Here is a 19,377-nt window from a genome sequence, read left to right on the forward strand (position 1 = left end):
TCATGTAAGCGTCCGAACTCAACCAGGAAGCTAGCGATGCCCGCCCACGATTTCGTCAGCCCCGACAGCATCCGCGCGCAGTTCTCTGCCGCCATGTCGCTCATGTACAAACAGGAAGTGCCGCTGTACGGCACGCTGCTGGAGCTGGTGAGCGAAATTAACCAGCAGGTCCTGGCCGAGCAGCCCGAGGTTTACAACGCCCTGCGCTGGACTGGCGAGCTCGAGCGTCTGGACCAGGAGCGCCACGGTGCCATTCGGGTGGGTAGCGCCGAAGAGTTGGCAACCATCGCTCGTCTGTTCGCGGTGATGGGCATGACGCCGGTCGGTTACTACGACCTAAGCTCTGCCGGCGTACCGGTACACTCCACCGCGTTTCGCGCCGTGCATGAGCAGTCGCTGCATGCCAGCCCATTTCGGGTGTTCACCTCGTTGCTGCGCCTTGAGCTGATCGACGATGTCAAATTGCGCGAAATGGCCCAGGAAATTCTGGCCAAGCGCAAGATTTTCACCACCCGCACCTTGGAGCTGATTGCTCAGGCCGAACGCGATGGTGGCCTCACTGCTGCTGACGCCGACGAATTCGTGAGCGAAGCGCTGCATACCTTCCGCTGGCACCATGACGCAACTGTAACTGCCGAGCAGTACCAGCAATTGCACGACCAGCACCGCCTGATTGCCGACGTTGTGGCCTTCAAGGGCCCGCACATCAATCACCTGACCCCACGCACCCTGGACATCGACGCGATCCAGGCCGGGATGCCAGCCAAAGGCATACCGCCCAAGGCCGTGATCGAAGGGCCGCCTACCCGTCGTCATCCGATTCTGCTGCGCCAGACCAGCTTCAAGGCACTGCAGGAGCAGGTTGCCTTCAGTGATCACCAAGGCAGCCATACGGCTCGCTTTGGCGAAATCGAACAGCGTGGCGCGGCGCTGACGCCCAAGGGGCGCCAACTGTACGACCGGTTACTGGATGCCACCCGTGCAGCCCTGGGTGGCGCACCGGCCGAGGCCAATGCCGAGCGCTACATGGCGCTGCTGCAGGAGAGCTTTGCCGAGTTTCCGGATGACCTGGCGCAGATGCGCGAACAAGGGTTGGCGTACTTCCGCTACTTCGCCACCGAGCAGGGTCTGGCCGCACGCACGCGCATCGACCGGCCCACTACGTTGCAAGGGCTGATCGCTGCTGGCCATGTGCATTTTGAAGCATTGGTGTACGAGGACTTTCTGCCGGTGAGTGCGGCGGGGATCTTCCAGTCGAACCTCGGCGACGATGGCCAGGCGGACTACGGTAGCAATGCCAATCGTGAGGCGTTCGAAGCCGCGCTGGGGCTGCAGGTGCAGGATGAACTCGCGCTGTATGCGCAAAGTGAGCAGCGCTCGATTCAGGCCTGTGCCCAGGCCCTTGAACTGGGCTCGCTGTAACCCATCGGGCTCAACGGAAGCGATCCACTTCCTGACGCAACTGCGCCGCCAAGCCTTCCAGCTCCCGCGCTGTGAAGGCCAGCTCCTTGGCCACATCACGCTGCTCGCTGTTGGCCTGGGCAATGCTCTGCAAATTGCGGCTAAGCACGGTGGCGGTGCTGCTTTGCTCCTGGGTCGCCGTGCTGATCACCGCGAACTGCTCACCTGCCGTACGGCTTTGCTCATCGATTCGCGCCAGCGCCTGGGCAACTTTGTCGTTGCGCGCCAGGCCTTCCTGCATCAATTGGTTGCCCTGCTCCAGGGTATCGATGGCATGGCCAGTCTGCTGCTGGATGCTGGTGATCATCCCTGAAATCTCATCGGTCGCCTGGCGCGTGCGTGCTGCCAGCCCACGTACCTCGTCCGCCACCACGGCAAAGCCACGGCCCTGCTCCCCAGCCCGCGCAGCCTCGATCGCCGCGTTCAGCGCCAGCAGGTTGGTTTGCTCAGCAATCGCCGTGATCACGCTGATGATGCCGCCGATTTCTTGAGAGCGTGCGCCCAGGCTATCCATCACTGTGGCAGTGCCGCCCAACGCTTGGGCAATCTGCTTGAGCGAGCCAGAGGCTTCGTCCATGGCGCTGCGGCCGATACGCGTCTGCTGAGCATTGTCACGGGCCATACGTTCGGTACCCGCCATGTTGTCGGCGATGTTCATCGAGGTGGCGCTGAACTCCTCCACCGCGCCAGCCATGCTGGTGATCTCGCCTGATTGTTGATCCATGCCCTCGCAGGCTCCGGCAGAAAGCCCGGACAGCGAGCGCGCACGGCTGCTGACCTGCTCGGAAGCACTACGAATGTGCGCGACCATGTTCGCCAACGCCTCGCCCATCTGGTTGAAGCTGCGTGCCAGCTGGCCGATCTCGTCGTGGCTGGTCACACTCAAGCGCGCATTCAGGTCGCCAGCACCCAGTGCCTCGGCCTGGCGCACCAGATCATCCAGCGGGCGCAATTTGCGCCGCAGCAGCCACAACGTGGCGGCCACCGCCAGCAGCATGGCCAGCAGGCTGCCGATGGCCAGGCGCATGCCCACACTCCAGGTCACCTCGCGGATCTCTGCCTTGGGCATGCTGGCGACCACTGTCCAGGGGCCCTCGGCAAATGGCGCGCTGGCACTGAACAGGTCCTGATCAGCGTTGGCCGGTGGCACCAGCCATTGATCCTGAGCATCACGGATGGCCAACGAGCCGGTGGTACCGATGCGAAAACGCTTGAGGTTGGCGAATTGCGCGTTCTGCGCATCGGTGTAGTCGAAGCCGACGAACAAAACCGCGATCACTCGCCCGCTGCTGTCGCTGACCGGCACGTACCGGGTCATGTAGTTACGATCGAACAGCACGGCACGGCCCACGTACATTTGCCCGGCTAGCAGCTTGGAATAGGCCGGATGCTGGCGATCGAGCTGGGTGCCGATGGCACGTGTGCCGTCTTGTTTTTTGAGGTTGGTGCTGATGCGCACGAAATCATCGCCACTGCGCACGAACACCGTCGCAATGCCTGCGGTCATCTGCTGAAATTCGTCGACCACCTGGAAGTCGTTGTTCACTAGCCGATCACCCAGATAAAGAGCCGGTGTAGCCTGGCCTGCAACCTCCACGCTCTCACCTGGATGCAGCGTGAGGCCCGAAGCGAAGCGGCGTTCGAACAAGCCGCTCAGGCGCTGGGTATTGTCTTTCAGGGAGCCATGGAAGGTGTCGAGCTGATCGGCCAACAGCCGTGCTTCACTGGCCAGGTGGGCCTGGCGTGTTGCTAGGTTGGCATCGTCCAGCGCACGCAGGGCGAACAAAGTACTGCCGGAAATCACCAGCGCCAGCACGATGGCGAGGGCAACACCGAGTTGCGAGGCAATCCGGGCACGCGGTTGAGACATAAAGCAGCTCCTGGCAAGAGGCCGGGATCATCCTGATCGCACTGACCACCCGCTTGAATGACGACGGGGAAGCGCGTCCTCTTGCGGGACGCTGGTGCCAGTCAATCGGCGTCGCCGATGAATACTTGAGTGTCGGGCCGGGGTATTGGCAAACGTTTTCCTTAGTTGGCCATTGCATGGGTTGACCCCGCAGGAGCGCCACTGCAGGCAATCAAAGCGCCGGCAGGATCTCTACCGCTGGCAAGTCCACTGCCGCCGCCTCCTCCTGCAGAAACAGGCTCAAGCGCCGCAGCCGCTCGCCGCCTGGCCGGGTGCGCGGCCACACCAGGTAATAGTCCAGCCCGCTGGGCACCGCCGTCGGCCAAGGCAAGCTCAGGCGCCCCTGAGCCACGTCCTCGGCCACCATCAACAAGTCACCCATCGACACTCCATAGCCCCGAGCTGCAGCGATCATGCCCAGCTCCAGCGTATCGAACACCTGCCCGCCTTTGATCGACACCTGATCGCTCAGGCCCATGCGCTCGAGCCATTCGCGCCAGTCACGTTTGTCGGGGGTTGGGTGCAAAAGCTCGATGCCCGCCAGTCGCCGCTCGTCCCAAGGCCCGTGCTTGAGCAGATCCGGCGCCCCCACCGGAATCAGCAGCTCGGGAAACAAGCGCCGCACCTCCCAGTCTGCGGGAAATACCCCGTCACTGAGCAGCACCGCGCAATCGAACGGCTCCTGGTTGAAGTCCACATGGTCGACGTCCATCCAGGCGCTGGTCAGCTGCACCTCATTACCGGGCTGCAGGTGGCGGAAGTGGCTCAGCCGTGCCAGCAACCAACGCATGGTAAGGGTCGAGGGCGCCTTCATGCGCAGAATGTCATCCTCACCGCGCAAGGTGTCGCACGCCCGTTCCAGAGCGGCGAAACCTTCACGTACACCGGGCAGCAGCATGCGCGCCGCTTCGGTCAGTTGCAGATTACGGCCACTGCGCACGAACAGCTTGCAGCCGAAGTGATGTTCGAGGGTGTGGATATGCCGGCTGACTGCACTTTGGGTGATCGACAGTTCTTCACCTGCGCGGGTGAACGAGTTCAACCGCGCAGCCGCTTCGAATGCGCGCAGTGCATACAGCGCTGGTAGCTGGCGAGACATGGCACACCTGTAATCATTGGGTGGAAAACCATTGCCAAGCCATCATATATGGATGAGTTCAACTCATGCCAACCATCGCTTTTATCCTTTTGTGCAAAGTTGACCAAAGCCTCAGAATCGTCCCTCGCTCACAGGATCAAACACAAGGACCACACCCATGCACGTCGCGCCCACCCAAGAACTCAAGGCTCTACTGCGCCTGGCTGGGCCGTTGATCGCCTCGCAGTTGGCGCACATGCTGATGGTGCTGACCGACACCCTGATGATGGCCCGTATCAGCCCGCAAGCTTTGGCCGGAGGCGGCCTGGGCGCGGCCAGCTATTCGTTCGTGTCGATCTTCTGCCTGGGTGTGATTGCCGCGGTCGGCACCTTGGTAGCAATCCGCAAGGGCGCCAACGACATCGAGGGCGCAACCCGCTTGGCACAGAACGGCCTATGGCTGGCCTGGGGGCTGGCGCTGCTGGCAGCACTGGTGTTGTGGAACCTTAAACCTGTGCTGTTGCTGTTCGGTCAGCAGCCGGAAAACGTCGACTCGGCCGCCGAATTCCTCACCCTGCTGCCCTTGGCGCTGCCCGGCTACCTGACCTTCATGGCCCTGCGAGGTTTCACCAGTGCACTGGGCCACTCGACGCCAGTCATGGTCATCAGCCTGGTCGGTACAGTACTCAACTACCTGTTCAACGTTGCCCTCATCGAAGGCATGTTCGGCCTGCCGAAGCTGGGCCTGATGGGCATCGGCTTGGTCACCTCGGTGGTGTCGATGGGCATGGCTATCGCATTGGCGTTGTATATCCGCTGGCACCGCGCCTATACCGATTACCCACTGCGCAAAGGGCTATCGCGGCCTTCGCTGCCGGCCCTGCGTGAACTTTGGCGGCTGGGCCTGCCCATTGGCGGCACCTACATGGTGGAAGTTGGCTTGTTCGCCTTCGCCGCATTGTGCATGGGCGTGCTGGGCAGCACGCAGCTGGCAGCGCATCAGATCGCTTTGCAGATCGTCTCGACCGCTTTCATGGTGCCGACCGGCCTCTCGTATGCGGTGACCATGCGGGTGGGTTTGTACTACGGCGCCGGCAACCTGCTGGCGGCACGCAGTGCCGGGCGCGTGGGCATCGGCTTCGGGGCGATGATCATGTTCGGCTTCGCGGCGTTGTTCCTGCTGCTGCCGGACGCGCTGGTGGGATTGTTCATCGACCGTGATGATCCAGGCTTCACCGCGATCTACCAGCTGGCCGTGCAGCTGCTGATGGTGGCTGCGTGGTTTGAACTGTTCGATGGCATGCAGAGCATCGCCATGGGCTCGATCCGCGGCTTGAAGGATGCCAAGACCACATTCCTGATCGGTTTATGCTGCTATTGGCTGATAGGCGCGCCCAGCGCCTGGTTGTTCACCTTCACCCTGGGAGGTGGGGCTGTAGGAGTATGGTGGGGGCTGGCGTTGGGGCTGGCCTGCGCCGCGGTGGCGCTGACCTTGGGTTTCGAGTGGCGGATGAAACGCTTGCTGGGCAGGGCGGGGGTTGGGGCTGCCTCGCCGGTCTGACTGAAGGGCTCTTACCAGGTAAACCCGCTCCTGCAGCGCTCGCATGAGACTGCGGGGCGGGCTCACCCGCCAAGGGGCCTAAAGCGCGGCAGCCACAGGGCTATTGGGCGCCTGCAGCAGATAGTCGATCAATTCCTCTACCGGCAAAGGCCTACTGACCAGGAACCCTTGCACCTGGTCACAACCGAACTGGCGTAGCAAAGCCATCTGCTCCGGGCTTTCCACACCTTCGGCTACCACTTCCAGGTTCAGGTTGTGCGCCAGGTTGATCATGGCATGCACCAATTTTCGATTCTCTTCGCGCAACTCCATTTCGGCGACGAAGCTGCGGTCGACCTTGAGCAGGGTGATCGGCAAGCTGTTCAGGTGCACGAAGGACGAGAAGCCGGTGCCAAAGTCGTCCAGTGAAAAACGCACACCCAAACGCCCCAATGCGTCCATGGTCTGGCGCACCAGCTCGTTGCGGCGCATCACGGCTGTTTCGGTGAGTTCGAACTCGAGCCAGCGGGCATCGATCCCATGTTCGACGATCAGCCTGCTTAGCGTGGCCAGCAACTGGCTGTCCTGGAACTGGCGGAAACTCAGGTTCACCGCCATGTGCAACGGTTGCAGCCCGCGCTCTTGCAAGGCCTGCATATCGCGCAGGGCGCGAGAAATCACCCAATACCCCAGCGGCACGATCAGCCCACTCTGCTCGGCCAACGGTACGAATTCGCTGGGCGGCAGCAGGCCACGCTCGGCGTGGCGCCAGCGCACCAGTGCTTCGAGGCCGACGATGCGCCCATCGGCAAGGTTCAGCCGTGGCTGGTAGTGCAGTTCCAGTTCATCGCGGCGCAGTGCCCGGCGCAGCTCGCTTTCCAGGTCCGCCAGGCTGCGGGCATTGCGATTGATCCGTTCGTTGAACACATGGAACGTGCAGCCCTGGCTGCCTTTGGCCTGGCGCATGGCGATGTGCGCATGCCACATCAGCGGGTCTGCCCCGCCCTGGGCTCGGGCGTGGGCCAGGCCAAGGCTGCAGCCCAGCAGCAGGCTTTCACCGTCGATCCAGTAGGGCTCGGCCAACGCCTCGACGATGCGTTCGGCGATCCATTCGGCACGGTTCGGGTCACGGCGCGTGTCGATCAGCAAGGCGAATTCATCGCTGCCAAGGCGCGCCAACTGGTCACCTGCCTCCAGTTGCTGCTTGAGCCGCGACACCACCTGCAGGATCAGCCGATCACCGCATTGATGGCCGAGCGCATCGTTGACGTGGCGAAAGTTGTCCAGGTCCAGGTGGCCAAGGGCAACGCCACGGCCTTCGTTCTCTGCCAAGCGGGTGGTCAGCAATGCCTGGAAACCCTGGCGGTTGGCGATGCCTGTCAGTGGGTCCTGCTCGGCAAGGCGCTGCAAGGTTGCTACCAGCACGCCGCGCTCGCGCACGTGGCGCAAGGAGCGGCGCAGGGTATCGGCATTGAGTTGGTTTCGTACCAGCCAGTCACTGACGCCCGTAGGTGATGTGTCTGGCTCATGCTCGAGCAACACGATGGTCGGCAGCTCGCAGCGACCGGGTGCCGGCTGTAGGGCCGGCGTGGCCAGCACCACCGCATGGCGGTCATGGCTGAACAAGGTGTCGACCGCCGCCCAGTTCGGCGCGGTCAGCAACACAGCGCTGCCTTCGAGCGGCAGCAAGCATTCGCGTAGCAAGGCGGCCCATTCCGGCTCATCGGCCAGCAACAGCAAACGCAAAGGTTCGACAGGCGTGGACAAGCAGGCTCCTTAAAACTCTAAAGGCGTAGCGTTGAATACCGGATATGCTACTGCATAAATGAAAATGATTTTCACTTTTAGCATATCCTTTGCCGGCAGTGCCTCCCGTCGCATTTTGACGTGCATCCTGCGCCAAACGGGGCAAACCGGCAATTGCGATTTTTTCGGTGAATAGCATTAGTTTGACTAATGCTTATCCGCGTATAAAAGTCTGACCCAAACGTCAGACGGTCGCGCCATTAAGGCCCCATGCCTGTTAGAATGCGCGGCTATTTTCTGGCGACCCCCGGTTTCTAGCATGTCCCGACTCAATCCCCGGCAACAGGAAGCCCGTGACTATGTCGGCGGCCCTCTATTGGTGCTCGCCGGTGCAGGCTCGGGCAAAACCAGCGTGATCACACGCAAGATTGCCCACCTCATCCAGAACTGCGGCATCCGTGCCCAGTACATCGTGGCGATGACCTTCACCAACAAGGCCGCCCGCGAGATGAAGGAGCGGGTCGCCACCCTGCTGCGCCCAGGGGAAGGTCGAGGCCTGACGGTGTGTACCTTCCACAACCTGGGCCTGAACATCATCCGCAAGGAACACGAGCGCCTGGGCTACAAGCCTGGTTTCTCGATCTTCGACGAATCCGACATCAAGGCGCTGCTGTCGGACATCATGCAGAAGGAATATTCAGGCGACGACGGCATCGACGAGATCAAGAACATGATCGGTGCCTGGAAAAACGACCTGATCCTGCCCACCGAAGCCTTGGAAAAAGCGCGCAACCCCCGCGAGCAGACCGCCGCCATTGTCTACACCCACTACCAGCGCACGCTCAAGGCTTACAATGCGGTGGACTTCGACGATTTGATCCTGCTGCCGGTCAAGCTGTTCCAGGAGCACCCCGACGTGCTCGAGCGCTGGCAGAACCGTGTGCGTTACCTGTTGGTGGACGAGTACCAAGACACCAACGCCAGCCAGTACCTGCTGGTCAAGATGCTCATCGGCATGCGCAACCAGTTCACGGTGGTGGGCGATGACGACCAGTCCATCTACGCCTGGCGCGGCGCGCGGCCGGAAAACCTGATGCTGCTCAAGGAGGATTACCCCTCCCTGAAGATCGTCATGCTCGAACAGAACTACCGCTCCACCAGCCGCATTCTGCGCTGCGCCAACGTGCTGATCGCCAACAACCCGCACGCTTTCGAGAAGCAGCTGTGGAGCGAGATGGGCGTGGGCGACGAGATCCGTGTGATCCGCTGCAAGAACGAGGAAGCCGAGGCCGAACGCGTGGCCATGGAAATCCTCACACTGCACCTGCGCACCAACCGACCGTACAGCGACTTCGCCATCCTGTACCGCGGCAACTACCAAGCCAAATTGATCGAACTGAAGCTGCAGCATCATCAGGTGCCGTATCGCCTGTCGGGCGGCAACAGCTTCTTCGGCCGCCAGGAGGTCAAGGACCTCATGGCCTACCTGCGCTTGCTGGTGAACCCGGACGACGACAACGCCTACCTGCGCGTGATCAACGTACCGCGTCGGGAGATCGGCTCCACCACCCTGGAAAAGCTCGGCAACTATGCCACCGAGCGGGGCATCTCGATGTATGCCGCCAGCGAGGAGCTGGGCCTGGGCGAGCACCTTGACGCGCGTTACACCGAGCGCCTGCAGCGCTTCAAGCACTGGCTTGACGGGGTACGTCACAAGGTTGCCCTGGACGACCCGATTGCCGCCCTGCACGAGATGATCCGCGACATCGACTACGAGAACTGGATCCGTCAACAGACCGCCAGCGACAAGGCGGCGGAGTTTCGCATCAGCAACGTCTGGTTCCTGGTCGACGCGCTGAAGAACACCCTCGAGAAGGACGAAGAGGGTGACATGACCATCGAAGACGCCATTGGCAAGCTGGTGCTGCGCGACATGCTCGAACGCCAGCAGGAAGAAGAAGAGAACGCCGAGGGCGTGCAGATGATGACCCTGCACGCCTCCAAGGGCTTGGAATTTCCTTACGTATTCATCATGGGCATGGAGGAGGAAATCCTCCCCCACCGCTCCAGCATCGAGGCCGATACCATCGAAGAGGAGCGCCGCCTGGCCTACGTGGGTATTACCCGCGCCCGCCAGACCCTGGCCTTCACCTTCGCGGCCAAGCGCAAGCAGTACGGCGAGATCATCGACTGCACGCCTAGCCGCTTCCTCGATGAATTACCGCCCGACGACCTGGCCTGGGAAGGCCTGGACGACGCCCCGGTGGAGGTGAAAGCCGCGCGCGGCAATAACGCTCTGGCCGATATCCGGGCAATGCTCAAACGCTGATCAACCATTACTCTTTAACTCTGCCGCTTTCAGCGGCCACCTTTGTTACGTCGAGGAATACCACAGTGCAAGCACTGCATCAGAAGATTCGCGAAGAAGGCATCGTGCTTTCCGATCAGGTTCTCAAAGTCGACGCGTTTCTCAACCACCAGATCGACCCGGCGCTGATGCAGCTGATAGGTGACGAGTTCGCCCGCCTGTTCGCCGATGCCGGCGTCACCAAGATCGTCACCATCGAAGCCTCAGGCATCGCCCCGGCGGTGATGACCGGCCTCAAGCTGGGCGTACCGGTGATTTTCGCGCGCAAGCATCAGTCGCTGACCCTGACCGAAAACCTGCTGACGGCCTCGGTGTACTCCTTCACCAAGCAGACCGAGAACACCGTGGCTATTTCGCCACGCCACCTCAACAGCAGCGACCGCGTGCTGGTGATCGACGACTTCCTGGCCAATGGCAAGGCGTCCCAGGCGCTGATCTCGATCATCAAGCAAGCCGGTGCCACGGTGGCGGGCCTGGGGATCGTCATCGAGAAGTCGTTCCAGGGCGGTCGCGCCGAACTGGACAGCCAGGGCTACCGCGTCGAGTCGCTGGCTCGGGTGAAGTCGCTCGAAGGCGGTGTGGTCAGCTTCATCGAGTAAGCCCCCGACTTGGTGCTCGCTGTAGCAGCGGGTTCACCCGCGAAGGCGATGGCGTATGCCAAATCGCGTCCGCCAGTGAACCCTCTGCTCTACGCCAAGGTGTGCGCTCAAGCTCATTGAGTGGCTTGCAAGCCTGCCAGCAGCAAGCGCTGGTACAACTCATCCTTGAGACCCTGCGGGTGGTCCAGCTGCATTCGCGCCAAGTGCGCCTCATAACCCTCAGGCCCCGGCGCATCCAGTGTGGCCTTACCCAGCTCCAGCGCCTCACTGAGCTTGAACTTGCTCTTCAACCAATTCAGCGCGCGCAACAGATCGCGTTCCTCAGCCGTGAAGTCCGTGCCCAGGGGATACTCCGGAAACAGCCGGGCATGCTGCGCCTTGATGGCTTCCAGGCGCTGCGGCGTGTTGTCGGTAAAACGTGGATCGAGCTGAAAATCCTGGGCCAGCTTGCCTGCCTCCTTGGCCTGCGCGAGCAATCGATCCTGAAACCGCGAATCGCTGATCGCCAGTAAGCGCGCAATTACCTCGCTGTCGGTTTGCCCGCGCAGGTCGGCAATACCATATTCGGTCACCACGATATCGCGCAGGTGACGTGGAATCGTGCAGTGGCCGTAGCGCCAGAACAGGTTGGATGTCACCTCACCGCCGGCCTCGCGCCAACTGCGCAGCAACAGGATCGAGCGCCCGCCCTCCAAGGCATGGCCTTGCGCTACGAAGTTGTATTGCCCGCCTACGCCGCTGAGCACCCGGCCATCTTCGAGTTGGTCGGCCACACCGGCACCGAGCAGGGTCATGCCGAATACCGTGTTGACGAAGCGTGCATCCCGGCGCTGATGGCGCTTGAGGTCTTCCTCGCCGTATAGCTCGTTGATGAAGCTGATGCGGGTCATGGCGAAACGGGCACGTTGCTCCAGCGACATCTCCCGTAACCGCTGGTAGAAAGCCTGGGGCCCAAGGAAGAAGCCGCCGTGCACCAGCGTACCCCGCTCGTCCACTGGGCGACGCACCACACCGGCTTCGGCCAGCGCCAGCAGGCCGTTGACGAACATTTCGCTGCAGCCATACAAGCCTTGGGCAAAAGGGTCCAGCCCCCCTTCCCGCTCTATCAACCCTTGCCAACTGCCCAAGCCCAACGCCTCAAGCAACGCCCGGTAGCCTGGGTTGTCGCCCTGACGGGCGAGCAACGCAGCGGCCAGGGCATCACCCATGGCGCCAATACCGATCTGTAACGTGCCGCCATCGCGCACCAAGGTGCTGGCGTGCAGGCCGATGCAGTGATCCTGCGTCGTGACCGGCATGTTGGGGGTGGAAAACAGCCGGCGCTGCTCTGCTTCGTCGATCAGTAGGTCGAACGCATCGATCGGCAACTCGGCATCGCCGGGCATGTAAGGCAACTCACTGTGCACTTGCCCGAGCATGAGGATGGTTTCGCCCGCGGCACGCCGCTTGGCGATCATCGGTTGCAGATCGAGGGTGATATCAGGGTTGCAGGCCAGGCTCAGATGCACGGGTTTTTCTGGCGTGGCGGCAACCAGCTGGGCGATCAGGTTCAGACCCTTGGCATTGATGTCACGGGCTGCGTGGCTGTAATTGCTGCTGATGTAGTCCTGCTGTGCGGTTTCGCTGTGCAGCAAGCTGCCGGGCTGCATGAAGAACTGCTCGACGCGCACATTTGGCGGCAGGCTGTCGTTGCGCAGGTCGGCGAGGTAGCGGAGCTCTTCGTAATCAGCGAACACGCGCTCGACGAAGGGCTCGATGAAGCGCCTCTGCAGCCCATCGCCCACGGCAGGTCGACCAAGCGAGAGTGCGGTGTAGATCGTCAGGCGGCGCTCGGGTAGCTCGCTTATCCGGGCATAGAGCGCATTGACGAACGCGTTGGGTTTACCCAGGCCCAGCGGTAGCCCCATATGTATGTGGGTTGGCAGGCGGGAGAGAACGTGCTCGACGGCCTGGTCGATGGAGCAGAGGTGCATCGAGGCCTCCTGAATCATCCATGGGGTCAGGGGTTGGACATGGGCCAAGGCGGGTTGGTTGCCTGAGGCGGCCATTGTGCAGTTGAAGCTACCGCACAGCGAGGGTATTGCGCCTGGCGGCGAAGAAGCCGGCGCAGGCTCCAAAAATACGAAGCCCGCCAGATATAGCGGGCTTTGTGCAATGCATATGAATCTTACAGACCGGACATCTTCTTGATGGCCCCCATGAGCTCATCATCCGTGCAGTCGGCACAGGTGCCCTTTGGCGGCATGGCGTTGATGCCGGTAATGGCCTTGGCCAGGATACCGTCCAAGCCGCCCTGATGGTCAGCGCGCTCTTTCCACGCAGCGGTATCGCCAATTTTCGGAGCCCCCAGCAAGCCGCTGCCGTGGCAGGCGTTGCAGTGCTTGGCGATAACGTCATCCGGCGATTTGGCCCCGCCGGCACCGGCTGCGGTCGCTACTTCCATGCCCTGGCAGGGCTGCCCCTGCACGCACACCTGGCCAACCGGCTCGAGGCGTTTGGCAAGCTCATCGTTGGTTGCTGCGGTTGCGCTCAGTGCCCAAAGGGCGAGTACGGCTGCTGGTGCGGCCAGCATCTTCTTGATTTGGTTCACGCGAACACCCTCATGGTGGCTAATCATGCCCGCGGCCACGGTAACGCAGGCGTGGAAAAGTATAGCGGGAAGCCTGAAACCGTGGAACGACCCTACTCCATAAAGGGTTATTGACCCATCAATGCACTGCGCTGGATCAAAAGTTCGAGGGTGTCGCAGCGCTGATCAACCGCGCGGGGGTATCGAATGGATTGCGAAAACGGTGCGGACGGGTGCTTTCGAAGTAGTAGCTGTCGCCTGCTTCTAGAATGAAAATCTCATTGCCGACTACCAGCTCAAGCTTGCCTTCGAGCACGATGCCGGTTTCTTCGCCATCGTGGGTGAGCATCTCGGCGCCGGTATCGGCCCCTGGCGGATAGACCTCGGTGAGAAAGGCGATAGCCCGGTTGGGGTGTGATTTACCCACCAGTTTCATGGTGACGGCGCCGTCGGAAATGTCGATCAGCTCGTGGGCCTTGTAGACGATCTGCGCTGGGCTTTCAGGCTCCAGTTCGACCGAGAAGAACTCGACCATGGACATCGGTATGCCGCTGAGCACCTTGCGCAAAGAGCTGATCGAGGGGCTTACGCTATTCTTTTCGATCATGGAAATGGTGCTGTTGGTCACACCCGCGCGCTTGGCCAATTCCCGCTGGGAAAGGCCCTTGAGCTTGCGAATGGCTTGCAGTCGTTCGCCGACGTCCAAAGCTTGCGCCTCCTGAAACGGTGAGATGGGCGGGGTGAATGTGAACGATATCATGGCAATGCCGTTCAGTATTTACAACACACCGCCCCTCAACGTGTCCGCTTCGGCGCCTTATTCGCCGTAGTAGTCCAGCGGTACGCGCCTCAGGTTGCAGAAGATCTGGTAAGGAATGGTCGCGGCGTGCATCGCCACATCACTGGCCAGGACGTGCTTGCCCCACAGCTCGACAGGGCTGCCGACGTTGGCCTCAGGTACGTCGGTGAGGTCGATGCAAAGCATGTCCATCGACACGCGACCAATCAATTGGCTGCGTTTACCTGCGACCAGCACAGGGGTGCCGGTGGGCGCGTGGCGTGGGTAGCCGTCAGCGTAACCCATGGCAACCACGCCCACGCGGGTCGGCCGCGGGCTGATGAACTTGGCGCCGTAGCCTACCGGCGCACCGGCAGGCAATTCACGCACGCTGATGACCCTCGATTGCAGGGTCATCACCGGTTGCAGGCGAGCGGCCTGTGGCTGCTCGGCCTCGAAGGGGCTGGCGCCGTACAGCATGATGCCGGGGCGCACCCAGTCGCTAGGGGCTTGAGGCCACGCTAGCACACCGGGGGAATTGCGCAGACTGCATTCGGCGGCCAGGCCTTCACGGGCGGCGTTGAACACGGCGATCTGCTCAGCCGTGGTTTCGGCCTGGGGTTCGTCGGCGCGGGCGAAGTGGCTCATCAGCACGATGCGCGAAACCTTGCCGCTGGCCAGCAGGCGCTCATAAGCCTCGTGGTAGTCCTTAGGGTGCAGGCCGACGCGGTGCATGCCGCTATCGAGCTTGAGCCAGATGGTCAGTGGCTTGTGCACTTGGGTCTGCTCGATAGCTTCGAGTTGCCATAGCGAATGCACCACGCACCACAAGCTGTGCTTGGCAATCAACGCAAGCTCGCTGGCTTCGAAAAACCCTTCGAGCAGCAGCACTGGGGCCTTGATGCCCGCGGCGCGCAGCTCCAGCGCTTCCTCGATGCAGGCCACGGCAAAGCCGTCGGCTTCGGGCTCCAGGGCCAAGGCGCAACGTACCGCGCCATGGCCGTAGGCGTCGGCCTTGATCACGGCCAGAGCCTTGGCACCGGACAGTTCACGGGCCAGGCGATAGTTGTGACGTAGGGCTTGAAGGTCGATCAGGGCGCGGGCGGGACGCATGGCGGCTGCCTTATGGTGTTCGGGTTGAAATCAATGTGGGTGGCTTGGCGACTGAAATCGCTTCTACAGCAACCAAGTGAGCTGTTGGAGGCGCTTTAGCCGCGAAGGGCCCGGTACAGGCAACCTCACTGCTGATGAGCCGGCTCGGTGCGGCCGTGCTTAGCGGCTTCCGGGCGCTTGCCATAGCGGAAGATATCCAGGCCTTCGGCACTGATCTGCGGCTTCTTGCGCGCAATCAGGTCAGCCAGCAAACGGCCCGAACCGCAGGCCATGGTCCAGCCCAGCGTGCCGTGGCCGGTGTTCAGGAACAGGTTGCGGAACGCCGTGGCACCGACGATAGGTGTACCGTCCGGGGTCGCCGGGCGCAGGCCGGTCCAGAAACTGGCCTGGCTAAGGTCGCCGCCGCGAGGATAAAGGTCGTTGACGATCATCTCCAGCGTTTCGCGTCGACGTGGGTTCAGCGAAAGGTCGAAACCTGCGATTTCAGCCATGCCGCCAACCCGGATGCGGTTGTCGAAACGAGTGATCGCCACCTTGTAGGTCTCGTCGAGGATGGTCGAGGTTGGCGCCATGTCGGCATGGGTAATCGGCACGGTCAGCGAGTATCCCTTGAGCGGATACACCGGGGCCTTGATGCCCAGCGGCTTGAGCATCTGCGGGGAATAGCTGCCCAAGGCCAGCACGTAGCGGTCGGCTGTTTCCAGCTTACCGTCGATCCAGACGCCATTGATGCGGTCGCCAGCGAAGTCCAGGCGCTGGATGTCCTGGCCGAAACGGAACTCCACGCCCATTTGGACCGCCATCTCGGCAAGCTTGGTGGTGAACAACTGGCAGTCACCGGTCTGGTCGTTGGGCAGGCGCAGGGCACCGGCCAGGATGTCTTTGACTCCCGCCAGCGCCGGCTCGACACGGGCGATACCATCGCGGTCGAGCAGCTCGTAAGGCACACCGGACTGCTCCAGTACGGCGATGTCCTTGGCCGCGGCGTCGACCTGAGCCTGGGTGCGGAACAGCTGAGTAGTACCCAGGCTACGGTTTTCGTAGGCAATCCCGGTTTCGGCACGCAACTCATCGAGGCAGTCGCGGCTGTACTCGGACAGGCGCACCATGCGCTCCTTGTTCACCGCGTAGCGGCTGGCCGTGCAGTTACGCAGCATCTGAGCCATCCACAGGTACTGGTCGACATCCCCAGTCAACTTGATGGCAAGGGGAGCGTGGCGCTCGAGCAGCCACTTGATGGCTTTGAGCGGCACACCAGGGGCAGCCCAGGGCGAGGCATAGCCGGGCGAGATCTGGCCTGCGTTGGCAAAGCTGGTTTCCAGAGCCACTGCCGGCTGGCGGTCGACCACGGTTACCTCGAAGCCTTGCCGGGCCAGATAATAGGCACTGGCGGTACCGATCACACCGCTACCAAGTACCAATACTCGCATCGTTCATCCCTCGCACGCGGCGCACCGCAATTTTGTTGATATAGCGTCGATGCGCGCAGTATAAGAATCTCAGCCCAGTGCTATTCACTATATAAAAGCCTATTATTGGCGAGAATTCTCGGCAAAATCGCCTTCCACGGAGGGGCATCCCCTATGAGAACCCAGCACCAGAGCAAGCGTGAACTGGACAAGATCGACCGTAACATCCTGCGTATCCTGCAGAACGACGGGCGTATCTCCTTCACCGAACTGGGCGAGAAAGTTGGGCTTTCCACCACACCTTGCACCGAACGTGTACGTCGCCTGGAGCGCGAAGGCATCATCATGGGCTACAACGCCAGGTTGAACCCGCAACAGCTCAAGGGCAGCTTGCTGGTGTTCGTGGAAATCAGCCTGGACTATAAATCTGGCGACACCTTCGAAGAATTTCGCCGTGCAGTGCTCAAGCTGCCCCATGTGCTGGAGTGCCACCTGGTTTCCGGCGACTTCGACTACCTGGTCAAAGCGCGCATCTCGGAAATGGCCTCGTATCGCAAGCTGCTTGGCGACATCCTGCTGAAGCTGCCGCATGTGCGCGAATCCAAGAGCTACATCGTGATGGAAGAAGTCAAAGAGAGCCTCTGCCTGCCCATCCCTGACTGAAGCTAGACCAGTACTTGCCGGGTGCTGGCGATGAACCGGTGAACCAGCTGCTCGGCCTCGGGCTCGATCAGCGGGTTTGGCCCACGGCCACGGGGGCACGGCAGCCGTGGCGTGGTGCCGAACAAGCGGCAGATCATCGGCCGCTCGTCGTAAACGGTGCAGCCCTCGGGGCCCAGGTGCACGCAGTTCAGGTGCTCAAGCGCGATATCCTGCTCGGCGCGGGTCTTGCGCGGCAGGCGGGCCATTTCTTCAGCCGAGGTGGTGACCGGCCCGCAGCAATCGTGGCAGCCAGGTTCGCATTCGAAAGCAGGAATGAGCTCGCGCAGGAAATGGATCTTGTGGCGGTTGCAGGACATGGCTAGGTACGAAATTGACAGTGAAATCAGGCTTGAATTATAGGGCCAATCGAATGGCTACGGCTTATTCTCCAACATCCCAACCCGCTACAGGACCTTGCTCATGATCCACAGCGCGCAGCATGCCGCCTCCTACTACGCCGCCAGCAGCGCGCCACACCCGGGCCACTCCTTCCTGCAAGGCGAACACCGCGCCGACGTGTGTATCGTCGGTGGTGGCTACTCGGGCCTGAACACTGCCATCGAGCTGGCCGAACGTGGTTTCTCGGTAATCCTCCTGGAAGCACGCAAGCTTGGCTGGGGCGCCAGCGGACGCAATGGCGGCCAGTTGATTCGTGGGGTCGGCCATGGCCTGGAGCAGTTCGCGCCGGTGATCGGCGAGGAAGGTGTGCGCAGCATGCGGCTGATGGGATTGGAGGCTGTGGACATCGTGCGTGAACGGGTCGAGCGTCATGCCATCGCCTGCGACCTGACCTGGGGTTACTGCGACCTGGCCAACAAGCCCGACGAGCTCAAGGGTTTTGCCGAGGATGCCGAACAATTGCAAAGCCTCGGCTATCGCCATGAACTGCGCCTGGTGGGCAAGGACGACATGCACAGCGTGGTCGGCTCAGATCGCTATGTCGGCGGGCTGATCGACATGGGCTCGGGCCATTTGCACCCGCTCAACCTGGCTTTGGGTGAAGCCGCCGCCGCCAGCCGTCTGGGCGTGCAGCTTTACGAGCAGTCGCAGGTCACGCGCATCGACTATGGCCCTCAAGTGCAGGTGCACACGGCTCAAGGCCGGGTGCGTGCCAATACCTTGGTACTTTGCTGCAATGCCTACCTCAATGATCTGGATCGGGAGCTTGGCGGCAAGGTGCTACCTGCTGGCAGCTACATCATCGCCACCGAGCCGCTTGGCGAAGAACGTGCCCGGCAACTGTTGCCGCAGAACATGGCCGTGTGTGACCAGCGGGTGGCGCTGGACTACTATCGCCTTTCGGCCGACCGCCGCCTGCTGTTCGGTGGGGCCTGCCATTACTCAGGCCGCGATCCGAAAGACATCGCGGCCTATATGCGGCCGAAGATGCTCAAGGTATTCCCGCAGCTGGCAGATGTACGCATCGATTATCAGTGGGGCGGCATGATCGGCATCGGCGCCAACCGCCTGCCACAGATCGGTCGCCTGCCTCGCCAGGCCAACGTCTACTATGCCCAGGCTTATGCCGGCCACGGCGTCAACGCCACTCACCTGGCCGCGCGCCTGCTGGGCGAGGCGATCAGTGGCCAGCAGCAAGGGCGTTTCGACCTGTTCGCCAAGGTGCCCCATGTCACCTTCCCAGGCGGCAAGCTCCTTCGCTCGCCCATACTGGCCCTGGGGATGCTCTGGCACCGGCTCAAAGAGCTGGTGTAGCACCTTCGGTCAGCCCGATCCCAGTGGGCTCGGGCTTTAGCCGCGAAGAGGCCATAGCCAGGCTCAGTGAAGTCCATCGATGATTGGTTAGCCCTTCCAGAAGGGTTTGCAGCCCTCCTCCCGCGCCTGCTCCCAGCTCAACCCGATATCCCGCAGCTGCTCATCATCCAATTGCAGCAGCTCTCGACGGGTGCGCCAGCGGTGCACCATCAACCCCCAGCGGCCCAGACCTGCCGGCGCATCGAACACCTTGGTGCGCTGCTCAGCGCCCAGCTCCTTGGCCAAAAGTTGCAAGCGCACATCGCTCATGCCACCCATCGCTGCCCTCTCCTATCAAGTGTGTACCCGTGGAGAAAGCATGCCTTTGGGCAGCCCTTACAATACAGATCCAA

16 protein-coding genes are annotated in these 19,377 nt (G+C 61.8%); 6 read left to right on the plus strand and 10 right to left on the minus strand.

The genetic code is table 11. The features are described from left to right. Positions 1–36 precede the first annotated feature (36 nt). The gene (locus J5M56_RS09440; RefSeq protein WP_207936596.1) at positions 37–1,422 is read left to right on the plus strand and encodes a VOC family protein; all 1,386 of its coding nucleotides are present in this window, start codon (positions 37–39) and stop codon (positions 1,420–1,422) included. 10 nt (positions 1,423–1,432) lie between these two features. On the opposite strand, the gene J5M56_RS09445 is transcribed toward J5M56_RS09440, so the two are convergent. Together J5M56_RS09445 and J5M56_RS09450 are read right to left on the minus strand one after the other, a co-directional pair. Next, entirely contained in the window at positions 1,433–3,331 is a 1,899-nt protein-coding gene (locus J5M56_RS09445; protein WP_186476183.1) for a methyl-accepting chemotaxis protein, read from the minus strand. 211 nt (positions 3,332–3,542) lie between these two features. After that, positions 3,543–4,469, minus strand: coding sequence for a LysR substrate-binding domain-containing protein (locus J5M56_RS09450; RefSeq protein WP_060477207.1), 927 nt, complete (start codon positions 4,467–4,469; stop codon positions 3,543–3,545). Between the two features lie 157 nt (positions 4,470–4,626). Here J5M56_RS09450 and J5M56_RS09455 point away from each other — a divergent pair, with 157 nt between their 5' ends. Beyond that, entirely contained in the window at positions 4,627–6,009 is a 1,383-nt protein-coding gene (locus J5M56_RS09455; RefSeq protein WP_207936598.1) for a NorM family multidrug efflux MATE transporter, read from the plus strand. A gap of 78 nt (positions 6,010–6,087) precedes the next feature. Here the strand turns inward: J5M56_RS09455 and J5M56_RS09460 are convergent, their stop codons facing one another. Beyond that, positions 6,088–7,755 (minus strand): bifunctional diguanylate cyclase/phosphodiesterase, encoded by a 1,668-nt coding sequence (locus J5M56_RS09460; protein ID WP_207936600.1) that lies wholly within the window; start codon positions 7,753–7,755, stop codon positions 6,088–6,090. Positions 7,756–8,053: 298 nt separating this feature from the next. Between J5M56_RS09460 and rep the strand changes: the two genes are divergently transcribed. Together rep and J5M56_RS09470 are read left to right on the plus strand one after the other, a co-directional pair. After that, positions 8,054–10,063: a DNA helicase Rep gene (gene rep / locus J5M56_RS09465; RefSeq protein ID WP_060477210.1), complete on the plus strand. Its 2,010-nt coding sequence runs from the start codon at positions 8,054–8,056 to the stop codon at positions 10,061–10,063. A 65-nt stretch (positions 10,064–10,128) separates the two neighbouring features. Further along, positions 10,129–10,701, plus strand: a complete 573-nt coding sequence (locus J5M56_RS09470; RefSeq protein WP_060477211.1) for a xanthine phosphoribosyltransferase — start codon at positions 10,129–10,131, stop codon at positions 10,699–10,701. Between the two features lie 113 nt (positions 10,702–10,814). Here J5M56_RS09470 and J5M56_RS09475 read toward each other — a convergent pair whose 3' ends face one another. The 5 genes from J5M56_RS09475 to dadA all read right to left on the minus strand — a co-directional run bounded on the left by J5M56_RS09475 (position 10,815) and on the right by dadA (position 16,591). Then, positions 10,815–12,674, minus strand: a complete 1,860-nt coding sequence (locus J5M56_RS09475; RefSeq protein WP_207936603.1) for an acetyl-CoA hydrolase/transferase family protein — start codon at positions 12,672–12,674, stop codon at positions 10,815–10,817. A 194-nt stretch (positions 12,675–12,868) separates the two neighbouring features. Next, entirely contained in the window at positions 12,869–13,291 is a 423-nt protein-coding gene (locus tag J5M56_RS09480) for a c-type cytochrome (RefSeq protein ID WP_225915505.1), read from the minus strand. A gap of 136 nt (positions 13,292–13,427) precedes the next feature. Further along, positions 13,428–13,976, minus strand: a complete 549-nt coding sequence (locus tag J5M56_RS09485) for a cupin domain-containing protein (protein ID WP_060477278.1) — start codon at positions 13,974–13,976, stop codon at positions 13,428–13,430. A gap of 111 nt (positions 13,977–14,087) precedes the next feature. After that, entirely contained in the window at positions 14,088–15,161 is a 1,074-nt protein-coding gene (gene alr / locus J5M56_RS09490) for an alanine racemase (protein WP_207936605.1), read from the minus strand. A 125-nt stretch (positions 15,162–15,286) separates the two neighbouring features. Beyond that, positions 15,287–16,591: a D-amino acid dehydrogenase gene (gene dadA, locus J5M56_RS09495; RefSeq protein WP_207936607.1), complete on the minus strand. Its 1,305-nt coding sequence runs from the start codon at positions 16,589–16,591 to the stop codon at positions 15,287–15,289. Positions 16,592–16,744: 153 nt separating this feature from the next. On the opposite strand from dadA, the gene J5M56_RS09500 reads away from it, so the two are divergent. Beyond that, the gene (locus J5M56_RS09500) at positions 16,745–17,233 is read left to right on the plus strand and encodes an Lrp/AsnC ligand binding domain-containing protein (protein WP_060477215.1); all 489 of its coding nucleotides are present in this window, start codon (positions 16,745–16,747) and stop codon (positions 17,231–17,233) included. Between the two features lie 2 nt (positions 17,234–17,235). Here the strand turns inward: J5M56_RS09500 and J5M56_RS09505 are convergent, their stop codons facing one another. Continuing rightward, positions 17,236–17,589 carry a YkgJ family cysteine cluster protein gene (locus tag J5M56_RS09505; RefSeq protein WP_186476178.1) on the minus strand — a complete coding sequence of 118 codons (354 nt, stop codon included), beginning with the start codon at positions 17,587–17,589 and terminating at the stop codon, positions 17,236–17,238. Between the two features lie 103 nt (positions 17,590–17,692). Here J5M56_RS09505 and J5M56_RS09510 point away from each other — a divergent pair, with 103 nt between their 5' ends. Continuing rightward, positions 17,693–18,985 (plus strand): FAD-binding oxidoreductase, encoded by a 1,293-nt coding sequence (locus tag J5M56_RS09510; protein WP_186476177.1) that lies wholly within the window; start codon positions 17,693–17,695, stop codon positions 18,983–18,985. Positions 18,986–19,072: 87 nt separating this feature from the next. Here J5M56_RS09510 and J5M56_RS09515 read toward each other — a convergent pair whose 3' ends face one another. After that, complete coding sequence (locus J5M56_RS09515; protein WP_060477218.1) at positions 19,073–19,303, minus strand: DUF1127 domain-containing protein; 231 nt, start codon at positions 19,301–19,303, stop codon at positions 19,073–19,075. Positions 19,304–19,377: the final 74 nt, after the last annotated feature.

Source organism: Pseudomonas sp. 51_B (assembly GCF_017491595.1).
GTDB classification, from domain to species: domain Bacteria; phylum Pseudomonadota; class Gammaproteobacteria; order Pseudomonadales; family Pseudomonadaceae; genus Aquipseudomonas; species Aquipseudomonas promysalinigenes.